10 protein-coding genes are annotated in these 13,499 nt (G+C 69.3%); 9 read left to right on the top strand and 1 reads right to left on the bottom strand.

Going from position 1 to position 13,499, the window contains the following annotated elements; genetic code table 11:
* On the top strand, nucleotides 1-1,624 hold a 1,624-nt coding region (locus HY68_RS28815; RefSeq protein WP_041994285.1), incomplete at its 5' end, for a helix-turn-helix transcriptional regulator.
* Nucleotides 1,625-2,120: 496 nt separating this feature from the next.
* Nucleotides 2,121-2,696 (top strand): LuxR C-terminal-related transcriptional regulator, encoded by a 576-nt coding sequence (locus HY68_RS28820; RefSeq protein WP_241778801.1) that lies wholly within the window; start codon nucleotides 2,121-2,123, stop codon nucleotides 2,694-2,696.
* Between the two features lie 492 nt (nucleotides 2,697-3,188).
* Here HY68_RS28820 and HY68_RS28825 read toward each other — a convergent pair whose 3' ends face one another.
* A complete protein-coding gene (locus tag HY68_RS28825) occupies nucleotides 3,189-5,192 on the bottom strand; it encodes a carbohydrate-binding protein (protein WP_041994291.1) in 2,004 nt (667 codons plus the stop codon).
* A gap of 214 nt (nucleotides 5,193-5,406) precedes the next feature.
* Between HY68_RS28825 and HY68_RS28830 the strand changes: the two genes are divergently transcribed.
* The 7 genes from HY68_RS28830 (at nucleotide 5,407) to HY68_RS28860 (ending at nucleotide 13,472) form a co-directional block, all read left to right on the top strand.
* Complete coding sequence (locus HY68_RS28830; RefSeq protein ID WP_041994293.1) at nucleotides 5,407-6,360, top strand: sugar ABC transporter permease; 954 nt, start codon at nucleotides 5,407-5,409, stop codon at nucleotides 6,358-6,360.
* A gap of 9 nt (nucleotides 6,361-6,369) precedes the next feature.
* Nucleotides 6,370-7,266 (top strand): carbohydrate ABC transporter permease, encoded by an 897-nt coding sequence (locus tag HY68_RS28835; RefSeq protein WP_041994296.1) that lies wholly within the window; start codon nucleotides 6,370-6,372, stop codon nucleotides 7,264-7,266.
* Between the two features lie 86 nt (nucleotides 7,267-7,352).
* Complete coding sequence (locus HY68_RS28840; RefSeq protein ID WP_041994299.1) at nucleotides 7,353-8,702, top strand: sugar ABC transporter substrate-binding protein; 1,350 nt, start codon at nucleotides 7,353-7,355, stop codon at nucleotides 8,700-8,702.
* A gap of 67 nt (nucleotides 8,703-8,769) precedes the next feature.
* A complete protein-coding gene (locus HY68_RS28845; RefSeq protein WP_041994303.1) occupies nucleotides 8,770-10,269 on the top strand; it encodes a glycoside hydrolase family 36 protein in 1,500 nt (499 codons plus the stop codon).
* A 92-nt stretch (nucleotides 10,270-10,361) separates the two neighbouring features.
* On the top strand, nucleotides 10,362-11,519 hold the full coding sequence (locus HY68_RS28850) for an ROK family transcriptional regulator (protein WP_041994306.1): 1,158 nt from the start codon (nucleotides 10,362-10,364) through the stop codon (nucleotides 11,517-11,519).
* 84 nt (nucleotides 11,520-11,603) lie between these two features.
* Complete coding sequence (locus HY68_RS28855) at nucleotides 11,604-12,467, top strand: aminotransferase class IV family protein (protein WP_041994309.1); 864 nt, start codon at nucleotides 11,604-11,606, stop codon at nucleotides 12,465-12,467.
* A 180-nt stretch (nucleotides 12,468-12,647) separates the two neighbouring features.
* Nucleotides 12,648-13,472 carry a MerR family transcriptional regulator gene (locus tag HY68_RS28860; RefSeq protein ID WP_157874417.1) on the top strand — a complete coding sequence of 275 codons (825 nt, stop codon included), beginning with the start codon at nucleotides 12,648-12,650 and terminating at the stop codon, nucleotides 13,470-13,472.
* The last annotated feature ends 27 nt before the right edge of the window (nucleotides 13,473-13,499 follow it).

A 13,499-nucleotide genomic window follows, 5' to 3' on the forward strand; every position in this document is an offset into this window, starting at 1 on the left:
CTGGGCGGTGGCCGTCCTGCGCGCCGCCGCCGCTGCCGCGCTGCGCAGGGGCGCGCCGCAGACCGCGGCCGGCTATCTGCGCCACGCGCTGCCGCGCCATCACGCCCAGGACGAGCGCAGGGCACGGCTGCTGATCGACCTGGCCACTGCGGAGGGCGGCTACGACCTGGAGGCGTGCGAACGGCACATCACCCAGGCGACGGCGCTGCTCACCACGGCGGGGGACCGGGCCGCCGCGGCGCTGCGGATCCCGCCGGCCCTCCTCGGCACGGCGTCCCCGGTGGCCAAGGGCCTGCTGCGCCGGGCAGCGGCGGAACTCGGCGAGCCCGCTTCCCTGGACGGGCCCGCGCGGGAGACGGCCCTGCGGATCGAGGCCCGGCTCAGGCACTGCGGCCACGACAGCCCCGCCGAGCTGGCCTCGGCAGCCGAACGCCTGCGTGAGCTGGGGGACGAGCCGCCGCTCGACTCTCCGGCCGAACGCGAACTGGCGGCCGTCCTCGTCTGCTCGGGGACGCTCACCGGCCGGCTCTCCGCCGCCGCGGCGGCCCGTACCGCCAACCGCGTCCTGGAACGCGAGCCCGCCGATTCGGCGCGTGTGCACACGGCGCTGCCGCTGGTCGTGATCACGCTGTTCGCCGCGGAATCCGTGCGGGTGCTCGACTCCTGGCTGACGGCCGAGCAGCACCCCCGGCGGCGGAACGCGACAGGCGCCGACGATGTGCTCGTCTCCGCCGAGCGGGCACTCGTGCTCGTCTCGCAGGGCCGGCTGACCCAGGCGCGCGAACACGTCGAACACGTCATGGGCCTTGACCAGACGGACTGGCGCGAGATCTCCATCATCGTGCTGTCCGCCGTCGCCCTCGAACTGCGCGATCCGGCGCTCAGCGAACGGATCCTGGCCCGGAGCCGTGGCCGCCGCTCGGCAGGGCCGGCCCTCGCGGCCACCCTGCAGATCCTCCAGGCGTCGCTCGATGCCCAACAGGGCTTGCGGGCAAGGGCGTTGGAGAGCCTGCTCGCCTGCGGCCGGCAGCTGGACGGCGCCGGCTGGCAGAACTCGGCACTCTTCCCGTGGCGCCCGCACGCCATCGGCCTCTACCACCGCCTCGGTGACTCCCGCGCCGCGCTGAGCCTGGCCGAAGAGGAATACGCGTGGGCCACGGCCTGGGGAGCGCCCACCGGGCTCGGCAGGGCGCTGCGGCTGAAGGGCTGGCTGGCCGAGGCCGAGGGCGTACCCCTGCTGCGGGAGGCTGTCGACGTACTGCGCGGGTCGGTGCACGAGCTCGAACTCGCCCGCACCCTGGTCCTGTTGGGCCAGCGGCTGGGCAGCGGTCCTGAGGCGGAGGCCGCGCTGCGGGAGGCCGGCACGCTGGCGGCAGCCTGTGGCGCTCCCTGGCTGGTGGAGCGGGCCGGGCTCGGCGTCGGCGCCGCCGCCATGCCGCAGAAGGCGGTGCTCACCCGCAGCGAGCGCCGGGTCCTCGACTTCGTCAGCCGCGGCCTGACCAACCAGGAGATCGCGTGCGAACTCGGCGTGAGCGCCCGCGCCGTCGAGAAGCACCTGACGAACTCCTACCGGAAGCTCGGTGTTTCGGGCCGGCACGAACTCTCGGGCGCGCTGCCGGCCTGAACCTGCTTCCCCAGCTCTTATGCGCACCTCCCGGCTCCGACGCGCGTTTATGACTGCCGATCAAGTGCGGCCTAGTCGAAGCGCATATGCAAACCTCAGAGGAACCTCAAGCGCGACTCAATTGTGGGGATGCGCCCCAATCGATCGGGCCGCCCTGCCGAGTTCGGGTTCACAGGCGCCGTCATTTCGGACCGTACCTCCGGAGGGTGCGACCACAGCTTTAGCCGGGGGGACAGAGGCGTCGTTGACTGGTAACTCCAAATTCTTTAGCCTCAATTTGTAAGTGGAATGCCGGTCGGGTGGTATGGCCGGATACTGACGTCAACCGGCGCCTGACGTCATTGCATATTCGGAAGAATCAGAGTCGGACTGAAAGGATGGCGGTCTCGTGGAGATTGCTGCACTCGCAGATTCTGCGCCGGTCACAACCGGCGAACTCGTACCTGACCGGGCCGGGGGCGCTGACGCCCGGCAGTTCGACCAGCTCGGACTGTGCATGGCCTCGCTCGACCCCGCCCTCACCATCCAGCAGGCGAACCAGGAGTTCTTCCGCCAGTTCGGCGACTCCTCGGCCGACCTCTGCGGACGCAGCTTCCGCGACCTGGTGCACCCCAGTGTCCAGCAGCCGCTGATGCGCCAGTTCTCCCGGCTGATCGAAGGCAAGCGGCAGCGCTTCGCCTCGCATGTGGTGGCTCTCGGGTCGGAGGACTCCGCATTCGCAGGTACGCTCACCGCCGCCGCCGTGACCGGGGAGACCCCCGACGTGGCGGCGATCCTGGTGCTCATGCGGTCGACCAGGGGCGCGGACGACGCAGGCGTCCTGACCAGCAGGAAGAAGATACTCACCGAGATCGACGCACGCATCCTCGAAGGTATCGCCGCAGGTCTGTCCACGATCCCGCTGGCCTCGCGGCTCTATCTGAGCCGGCAGGGAGTCGAGTACCACGTCACAGGACTGCTCAGGAAGCTCAGGGTCCCCAACCGCGCCGCCCTGGTCTCCCGCGCCTACTCCATGGGTGTTCTCAACGTCGGTACCTGGCCGCCCAAAGTCGTTGAAGACTTCATCAAGTGAGGCGCGGGGCGGCCCGTTCCCTTGCCCGTCCGCCGCCTCGTGTAGGCCCGTACACCGCCCGTCGGACGGTGGCGCCCTGTCGAAGGGCACCACGGTTCCGGCGGGCTTTCCGGTTCTTGTCCCGGAATCATGCGGAGTCATGGACAGGTAAGAACTCGGCTCCTGCGGCTTCAGCACTTGAATTAACTCCCGAAGTGCATCCTGATCTATTCGAGTTTGAATTACAGGATTTCCATGTGGTTTTGGACCGCTGTGGATGTGGTTTTGCTGCCCGCTTATTTCTGTGCTTCCTTCACGGGAGCATTACAGCTATTTTCCGTACCCGTCATTCGTTACCGGCATCGACACCCCAATCCGGACCTCCCCCCGGCGGATGCGGGCACGCGTGGGGCGGGATACGGGCACCTCCGTCGCGAAGACGGGCGGCGGCGCCCCGCTCAGGAGTGAGCGGGACGCCGCCGCCGAGATGCGTGAGGCGTCGGACGTCAGATGTCAGGACACGGTGATCTTGTCGATGTCAGGAGCCCAGTCCGCCGGGTTCGCGACGGTGATGCTGTTGTTCGTCCCGGCGAGCAGGTCCAGCGTCACCGTGGCTGTCCCGGTGGTGGACCAGTCGGCGGTCGGGCTGAAGCTGACCGTGTGGGTCGCGCCGCCGTTGGCCCGCACGGTCGCGGTGCGCGCGGTCTGTGTGGCGTAGTGGAGCGTGACGGTGCGCGCACCACCGCTCCCGCCGTCGACGTGGTTGAAGGTCAGCGTCGCGCCGTTGCCGATGTATCCGACCTTGCTGCCGCCGGAGCACCCGCCGCAGGCGCTCGTCACGGCGCCGCCCTGGAGCGTGTTGCCGCTCGCCTCGGCCTCGTAGCCCGCCGGGCCGTTGCTCTGGCCGGAGCCGACGGTCATCGCGCCGAGGCCGAGCCACCCGTCGCTGTTCTGCGCGGCGTTGGCGAAGCGCAGCTTCTTGGCGTTCGAACTCACGTCCTCCAGAGGGTTCTTGACCTTCATCACGAGCTGGTAGCCGCCGGCGCTCACCCCGGAGAGGTCGACCGACGTGTCGAAGTACTGCGGGTAGCCGAAGTCGAGGTAGGTGGGGTCGGAGCCCACGCCCCAGTCGGGGAAGGCGCGGATCTTGGTGGGCATGACCTTGCGCAGGTCCCAGGAGGTGTTCCAGGTCTTGACGACGTTGCCGGCCGCGTCCTTGAGGCCGAGGCTCACGGTCCAGGGGTAGTAGAAGGGGGCGACGCCGGTGTTGGCGATCTGCACCCCCACGGTGGTGGCGCCCTGCGCGCTGTCGTGGAAGTAGGCGTTCTTGACGGCGAGGTTGTACCCCATCAGCCGGATGGCTGCCGCCACGTTGGGGTCGGCGGGGGAGTAGTTCGAACTGCCCTCGTTGATCTTCCAGGTGGTGTGCTCCAGTTCGACGCACGCCTTCATGTTGTCCACGGATCCTGAGCCGCCGGGCCAGCTGTTGAAGGCGGTGGACTGGATCTCGGGTCGGACCTCTCCGCCCATCGAAGCGGTGGTCCAGCGGTTCTCCACCCCGTGCTCGACGGCCTTCTGGAGCTGCGAGTAGTCCGCCCCGCCCATGGACTCCGGGAGCGTGACGCCCTTCGCCGGGTCACCCTCCCGGTAGCAGAAGGAGTCGTCGTGGTAGCCGAGGGCCGGCAGGCTGTCGGCCGCACCGCCGGCCGAGTCGGCGTAGCGCATCTCGATCTTGGTGTGGGTGAAGGCGCTGTTGTACGCGTTGATGATCTCGGCGGCGTGGGCGTCCGTCGGCATGTAGTCGGGGTAGGAGTCACCGCTGGTGTCGGTGTCGTAGGGCCAGGTGTGCCATTCGCCCCACAGGCCGATCAGACCCAGATGGATGTAGCCCAGCCGGGGGTCGCCGTCGTAGCGCTGGCCGAAGGCGGCGATGAAGTTCTTGAGCGCGGTGAGCAGGTACGCGCTGTTGTAGTCGGGGCTGGTGGTGCCCCAGTAGGCGTTGTCGCGGTTGTCGACGTGTCCGGCGAAGCACGGCGGGATGGCGTTGGCGGGGTGGCTGCCGGTACCGCCCGGGTACTCCATGTAGAGCCGGATCGCGGCCTGGTTCCCGGCGGCGGCGATGGCGTCCAGCGTGTCGTCCAGCGCGTCCCAGTTGTAGTCCCCGCAGTTGGACGCGTTGTCCATGACCTCGGAGAGGCCGAAGTAGCCCCAGGTCAGTGAGTGCGGGTAGCCCGTGTTCTGGTCGCCGCCCGGCTGGTAGAAGCGGGCGAATCCCTTGAGCGGGTTGTCCAACGGGGCGTCACCCGCGGCGAGTGCGTGGACAGGCAGCGCCGGGTCCGGGCTCGGTCCCGGCGCCGGGCGGGCCGGGACGCCCTGTGCCGATGCGGCCGACTGCCCGCCGACCGGGGCGGATACGGCATGGGCGCTCGCGGGGAGCGCCGCCAGCGTGAGGGCGAGGGCTGCGGAACAGAGAGCGGCGAGCAGCCCTCTGCCGCGTCTGGGCGCGAACGTGCGCATGGTCAACCTCCGAAAAGACGGCTGTGGTTGGGATTGTCCGTGGCCGGGCCGGTGCCCGAGCCCGGGCTCACCAGGGGAAACATTGCCGCCGGGCTGGCCGGAGTTCGTTCTTTTGTGAGCCAGCATTGACAAAGTTTCACTGGTGCACATCAATATGTGTGCACAGCGCTCCACTGGCAAGAGGTGCGGCGCAGATCTCTTCGGAGGTGTAACCATGGGCGCTGACTTGGCAGTTGCGCCGCGGCGCCAACGCGCCGACATCCGCAAGGGCAGGAGGGCGGGCCCCGCGCGGCCGCGTAAGTTCCGCGACGACCGCAAGGCAGCCTGGCTGTTCCTGGCTCCGGCCCTGGCTGGTTTCGCTCTGTTCTACGCGTATCCGACCGTCCGCGGTGTCTACTACTCGCTCACCGACTACAGCCTGCTGGGCGCCGCGAACTTCACCGGCGTCGACAACTACCGGCAGCTCATCGGCGACGAGCAGTTCTGGAACGCGCTCAAGGTCACCGGCTACTACGTCGCACTGAACATCGTCTCGCAGACCGTCCTGGCGCTGGGCCTGGCGACCCTGATGCACCGGCTGACCCGGTCGGTCGCACTGCGAGCCATGCTGCTGGTGCCCTGGCTCGTGCCGAACGTCTCCGTCGGTCTGCTCTGGATGTGGATGCTCGACGCCAACCTCGGCTTCGTCAACCACATCCTGAACGCGCTCGGCGTGGGCAGCACCGGCTTCCTCACCTCACCGACGTGGGCGATGCCCACCGTCGCCGGCATCAACACCTGGGCCTACACCGGTTACACCGCCCTGCTCCTGTACGCGGGCATGCTGCAGATCCCCCAACACCTTTACGAGAGCGCCACCTTGGACGGTGCGGGGGAGTGGCGCATGTTCACCCGCATCACGCTGCCGCTGATGCGCCCCGTACTGGCCCTGGTGCTGGTGGTCTCCCTGATCGGCTCGTTCCAGATCTTCGACACGATCGCCGTGACCACCAAGGGCGGGCCGGTCAGCTCCACCCGGGTCATCTACTTCTACATCTACGAACAGGCCTTCACCAACTTCCACATGGGCTACGCCTCCGCCATCGCCGTGGTCCTCGCGCTGCTGCTCGGCGTACTGACCGCCGTGCAGATGCGTGTGCTGCGCGCTTCCCGCTCGTACCTGGCCTGAGGAGTGACCATGACACGCAAGCGCACCCGCATCCGTCTCTCGCCGGGCCGGGTCGCCGCCTGGGCGGTGCTGGTCGTCGTGCTGGTGGCGACCGTCTTCCCCTTCTACTGGATGATCCGTACCGCCCTCACACCGGCCGCCGACATCTACGCCGACTCGACAGGACTCGTCCCGCACCACCCCACGATGATCAATTTCCTGCGGGTGCTGGGACTGACCAGCCAGGAGGAGGCACGGGCCGCCGGCGGGTCGGGCGCACAGGTCGACTTCCTGCGCTACCTGCTCAACTCGGTCGTGTACAGCGGGCTGATCGCCGTCCTGCAGACCTTGTTCTGCGCGATGGCCGGCTACGCCTTCGCCCGGCTGCGCTTCCCCGGCAGGGACGCGGTCTTCGGTGTGCTGATCGCCGCCCTGATGGTCCCGCCGATCTTCACCGTGCTGCCCAACTTCGTCCTCGTGAAAGACCTCGGCTGGCTGAACACCTTCGCCGGGATGGTGGCGCCGAGCGTCCTCATGACGCCCTTCGCCGTCTTCTTCCTCAGGCAGTTCTTCCTCTCGATCCCCCGCGAGGTGGAGGAGGCGGCCGTCCTCGACGGCGTGGGCGCCTGGGGCGTCTTCTGGCGGGTCGTGATGCCGATGAGCCGCGGACCGCTCATCACCATCGGGCTCACCACCACGGTCTGGGCCTGGAAGGACTACCTGTGGCCGCTGCTGACCGGACGCGAGGAGGAGACGCGCGTACTCACCGTCGCGCTCGGCGTCTTCCAGCAGCAGTCGCCCAACACCATGCCCGACTGGACTGGACTGATGGCCGGTTCGGCGCTCTCGGTCCTGCCCGTGCTCGTCCTGCTGATCGTTTTCGGCCGCCGACTGGTCGAATCCCTCAACTTCACCGGCATCAAGTAACCCCCCGCCGTCACTTTGCCGTTCCCACCCAGCCGTCCCCATCCCTCCCTCCTCACCCTGCAGACCCTCCAGAGAGGTCACCCACCATGCGATCCACGCATCTGCGTGCCGGCGCGGCCCTGCTGTGCCTGGCCGCCACATCGACACTCGTCTCCTGCGGAAGCTCCGACGACGCCGCAGGCGGCGGCACCACCCTCAACTACTGGCTGTGGGACGACAAGCAGCTGCCCGCGTATCAGGACTGCGCGACCGCCTTCCACACGGCCAACCCCGACATCACCGTCAAGATCACCCAGACCGCCTGGGCCCAGTACTGGCAGAACCTCACCACGCAGCTGACCGCGGGCGACGCCCCGGACGTATGGACCAACCAGAGCACGTACTATCCGCAGTTCGCCACCAGCAACCAACTCCTCGACCTGCAGCCCCTGGTGGACCGGGACAAGGTGGACGTGTCCGCCTACCAGACCGGTCTCGCCGACACCTGGGTCAAGGACGGCAAGCGCTACGGGCTGCCGAAGGACTGGGACACCATGGCGCTCGTCTACAACACCACCCAACTCAAGAAGCAGGGGGTGGACGCCGCCCAGCTGAACGACCTGACCTGGAACCCCTCCGACGGCGGCACCCTTGAGAACGCCATCGCCAAGGCCACCGTCGACAGTGCGGGACACAACGGGCTCGACCCCGCCTTCGACAAGAAGCACGTGAAGACCTACGGGTTCCTCGCCGAGTGGAACGACGGCTCCCAGGGCCAGAACGGCTGGGGCGACCTGGCCGCCGCCAACGGCTTCACGTACCTCGACAAGAACCCGTGGGGCACGCACTACAACTACGACGACCCCAAACTCGCCGAGACCATCGGCTGGTTCAAGCACCTGATCGACAAGGGCTACACCCCCGCCCTCGACAAGCAGTCGACCGTCGCCAACAGTGAACTGCTCATCGCGGGCAAGGGTTCCATCATGGTCACGGGCTCCTGGACCATCTCCACCTTCCTGGACCCCAAGGTGCAGCAGAAGCTCGCCTTCGCGCCGCTGCCCACGGGTCCCGCGGGCCGCAAGAGCGCCATCAACGGTCTCGCCGACTCCATCTGGGCCGGCACCAAACACCAGGAACAGGCCTGGAAGTGGGTCAAGTTCCTCGCCTCGCCCGACTGCCAGAATCTCGTCGCCAAGCGCGCCGTCGTCTTCCCCGCGCTCAAGACCGCCACCCAGCAGGCACTCGCCGCGCACAAGGCCAAGGGCGACGACGTCCACGTCTTCACCGACGCGGCGGCCGCGAAGAACGGCACGTTCCTGCTGCCCGTCACCGAACACGCCACCGAGATCAGCCCCCTCGTCCAGGACGCGATCCAGTCCGTGATCCTCGGCAAGGCGCAGCCGGGGCCCGCGCTGAAGTCGGCCAACGACAAGGTGAACGGCCTCTTCAAGTAACCGGCGGGGCCCCGCGGCCACCCCGCGAGGCCCTCCGCACCTCCACCACCATGACGCAAGGAGACCCATGGCCCAGCTTCTGGACCTCGGCGGGCGCACGTTCGCCGTCGAGCTCGAAGGCGACGCCCCCGCGCAGCCGGCCGACGGCGGTCTGCTGCTGCCGCCGGGCCGGGCGGCCCTGCTGCACGGCCTCGGCGACGCGCTCTTCTACCGGCACGGACACAACTCCTGGAGCCCGTGCGGCTGGCGCCGGCTCTCGGCAGGACCACTGCGCATCGAGAGCGCCGAACGCCGCCTCACCGCCGACGACACCGTGTGGGACGACCCCGCCCGCCACCACTCCTCGGCCGTCGCCGCCCTCCAAGACGCCGACGGGCAGGTGCTGTTGCTCGGCGCGCTCGGCCTCGACATCCCGCGCCTGACGGCGGACGAGCACACCCTGGCCGGGTGGTACGAGCGCGAAGGGGCGCCGTGGTTCCTCGCGTACGGCGACGAGGAGGAGGTCTTCGCCGCGTACGCCCGCCAGCTCGCCGCCCGGCTCGGCCACAGCGACAAGCGCGCGGGCAACGTGTGGTGCAGCTGGTACGCGTACTACGAGAACATCACCGAGGAACAGCTCACCAAGGACATCACCGCGCTGCGCGGTCTGCCCTTCGACGTCGTCCAGGTCGACGACGGCTGGGAACAGATGGTCGGCGACTGGGAACCCAACACCAAATTCCCCTCCGGCATGCGCGCGTTGGCCGACCGGATCACCGACGCGGGACTGCGGCCCGGCCTGTGGATCGCCCCGTTCATCCTCCTCCCGCAATCCCGCACCGCCCAGGAGCGGCCGGAGCTGCTGCTGCGCGACGACCACGGCGAGCCGGTGGTCGCCGGTCACAACTGGGGCACCGGATACTGGGCACTCGATCTGACCCGGCCGGCGGCGCAGGACCACCTCCGGCAGATGATCCGCCGGGTCGTGCACGAGTGGGGGTTCGGCTACCTCAAGGCGGACTTCATCGGCGCCGGGGCCGCGCCGGGGAACCGGGCCGAGGACACCGGCCGCGAGGAGGCGTACCGGACCGGCCTGCGGATCATCCGCGAAGAGGCCGGACCCGACGTCTACCTCCTGGGCAGCGGCGCCCCGCTGCTGCCCTCCCTCGGCCTGGTCGACGGGATCCGCAGCGGCCCCGACGTCGCGCCGCTGTGGGAGCACTACGCCACCCAGGATCCGTCCGACGCCCTGGCCCGCAACGCCGTCGTCAACACCCTGCACCGGCTGTGGCAGGCGCCCCTGCTGGAGGTGGACCCCGACGTCGTGTACTTCCGCAGCCGCCTCAACCTGCTCACCGAGCAACAGCAGCGCTGGCTGCGCGACCTCGCCGACATCTGCGGATTCCGGGCGGTCTCCGACCCGCCCGGCTGGCTGCACCCCGACGAACTGCAGGCGATGACGGCATACTTGGCGGCGCGGCCCGAGGTGCGCAGGCTCGGCAGGTACCGCTTCACGCTCGACGGACGCGAGGTCGACTTCACACCGGCGGTCGCTCCCGAGACGCAGCAGCGGTACCCGATCTCGTGACGCCGTCCGTCGGGCCGACCCACCGCCCCGAATTGTAAACTGCTCAGCATTATCCAAACGGCGGGCACCGGAACCCCTTCAGGGAGTACCACATGACGACGACCGGAACAGATCTGTCCCGGATGCGCGAGCTGAACCAGCTGTCGATCGTGTGGGCGCTGCGCGGAAATCCGCCTTCGACCGTCACCGAGCTCGCGGGCCGGGCCGGGCTGTCCCGGCCCGCCGTGGACGTCCTGGTGCAGAGCCTGGTCACCCACGGCTGGGCCGAGGTCGAGGAGCCGGGCGCCAGCAGCGTGGTGGGGCGGCCGGCCCGCCGGTTCCGCTTCCGGGCGAACGCGGGGCATGTACTGGGCATCGACATCGGCGTCCACAAGATCCTCGTCATGCTCAGCGACCTGGAGGGCAACCTCGTCAAGACCGTGCGCCGCCCGGCCGACCCCGAGGCGGCGCCGGAGGCCCGCCTCGCGGCCGTCGACCACGTCATCGACGAAGTGCTCGCAGAAGCCGGCATGACACCCGGCGACATCTGGGCCGTGACCGTCGGCGTGACCGGTCCTGTCGACGCCAGCGGCCGCACCACCCTGTTCACCCCCCTGCCCGGCTGGCACACCATCGACCCGGCGGCGCACCTCGCGACCCGCTTCCCCTGCCCGATCCAGGTCGAGAACGACTGCAAACTCGCCGCCGTCGCCGAACGCTGGAAAGGAGTCGCCCAGGACGCCGACGACATCGTCTTCCTGCTCGCGGGACTGCGCACCGGCGCGGGACTGATCCTCGACGGCACCCTGCGCCGAGGCCACGGCGGCGCCGCCGGGGAGCTGGGCGCACTCAAGGCCGTACGGTGGCTCACCGCCCCCAGCCACCTGGAGAACTGCCCCGGCGCACCGGCGGCCGCCGCGCCCGGCGAGGCTGCGGCCTGGGTGTTCCAGGCGGCCAGGGACGGTGACCGGGACGCGAAGACCGCCGTCCGGCGCTACACCCGCGACCTCGCCGTGGGGCTCGCCGCCCTGGTGCTCGCCCTCGACCCCCAGGTCGTCGTCCTCGGTGGCGGGTTCTCCCGCTCGGCCGACGTCATCCTCGACCCCCTGGAGCGTGAACTCACCAAGCACTGCCTGCGGTTGCCGGAGCTGCGCACCTCGACCCTCGGCGACGAGAGCGTGGCCCTGGGGGCCGTACGCCTGGCACTCGACGAAGTCGACAGCCGCCTCCTGAGCGACGGCCTGGCCGACCCCACCGCTCCCCGGCGGTAGGGACAGCGGGCCGCGCAGGCGTCCGGCGCGCCATGCCGGACGGTTCGTCCCCTCCCGCATGCGTGCGCTGCCACACTCGTCGGTGTGATCGAACTCAACGGACGGCCCGCTGACCCCGAGTCCCTGAAGGCCTTGGCGCTCGTCAACTACGGCCACTTCACCTCGATGCGCGTCGACAACCAACGCGTACGTGGTCTGGCCCTGCACATGGAACGGCTCGCGCGCGACTGCGCGACGGTGTTCGGCGCCCGGCTCGACACCGATCGCGTACGGGAGTACGTACGCCGTGCCGTGAACGGACAGGACGGGGCGTTCGTGGTCCGGGTCTCGGTGTTCGACCCGGCCCTGGACATGGGGCACCCCTCGTCACCGGCGACCCCGCACATCCTGGTGACCAGACGCCCGTCCGGCTCCATGGACCTGCCGCCGCTGCGGGCCAAGTCCGTCCCGTACGTGCGTGATCTCCCCGCTGTGAAGCATGTCGGCCTGTTCGGGGCCCTGCACGCCCGGCGGGCCGCCCAGCTGGCCGGCTTCGACGACGCGCTGTTCGTCGGCCCGGACGGCCTCGTGTCCGAGGGAGTCACCTGGAACGTGGGATTCGTCGACGCTGCCGGCGCCGTGGTGTGGCCCGAGGGGGACGTACTGCCGGGTGTCACCGCGGCGTTGCTCCAGCGGCACCACGGTCACCCGCACACCGAAACGCACACGCACACCGAAACGCTCAGACACACCATCACGCCGGTGGCGCTCGCTGCGGTACGCGGTATGGCGGCGGCCTTCGCCACCAACACGAGTATCGGTGTTCGGGCGGTCTCGGCCATCGACGACGTCACGTTCCCCACCGAGCACCCCGTACTCGCCTCGATGCGCGACGCGTATCTGAGCCTGCCGGGCAACCTTCTCGCCGACCTCGGCGACGAACCGGTCGAAGCCGCCGGGCACATGTGAATGAGCCATGTGCCCGGCGTCGGCCGGTACCGGGCTGTGCGTCCACGTCCGGTCCGACCGCCGGCGTGCTGCCGAACCGGCATCACGCCAGGTGAGGCGCGTATTCTTGCGCTCACGCAGAGCGACCCGTCGACGGGCCGGTGTGCCGTGTGACGACGTCGGGAGGAATAAGGTGGTGTGGTGGCTGCCAGGATGACGATCGGTGATTTCTCGCGGGCGACTCGGCTGAGCGCCAAGACTCTTCGCTTCTACCACCAGGTGGGGCTGCTGGAGCCGGCGTCGATCGATCCCACCAACGGGTACCGGCTGTACGACACCGACCAGATCGCCGACGCGCAGGTGGTGCGCCAGCTGCGCACCCTCACGGTCCCCGTCGAGACGATCCGCAAGGTCCTGCTCGCCTCCGACATCCCGACCCGCAACGAGCTGATCTCGACGCACCTCGAACGGCTGGAGTCCCAGCTCGACGCGACCCGGGCAGCGGTGACGTCGCTGCGCGGCATCCTCGAAGCGAAGCCCGCGGCGCAGCTCGCGGTCGAGCATCGGAGCGTCCCGGCCACACCCGCGTTGGTGATCCGCGAGACGATCGATCTGGCAGAACTGAGTGAGTGGTACACCGGAGCTGTCGGCGAGTTGACGGAATCCACGCGGCTGCCGGGCAGGCACCCCACAGGGCCGCGCGGAGGCGTCTGGGACACGAATCTGTTCCTCGAAGAACGCGGCGAAGCGATGCTGTTCTTTCCGGTCGCGTCCCTCGACGCGGCCGGGACCCTCACGGGACGTGTGCAGGCGGAGACGCTGCCCGCCGTCGACCTCGCGGTCACGGTGCACCGCGGTTCCGACGAGACGATGGCACAGGCCTACGGCGCGCTCGGCGCGTACGTGGCGGAGCACGAACTGGGCATCGACGGCCCGATCCGCGAGACCTACCTCAAAGAGCCCGTCGACGGTTCGTCCGAGTCCGTGACGGAGATCGGCTGGCCGATCTTCCGCACGGCGCGCTGAGGGATGCCGTACGCGCCCACGTGTTGA

The organism is Streptomyces sp. AcH 505 (genome assembly GCF_000818175.1).
Taxonomy (GTDB): Bacteria; Actinomycetota; Actinomycetes; order Streptomycetales; family Streptomycetaceae; genus Streptomyces.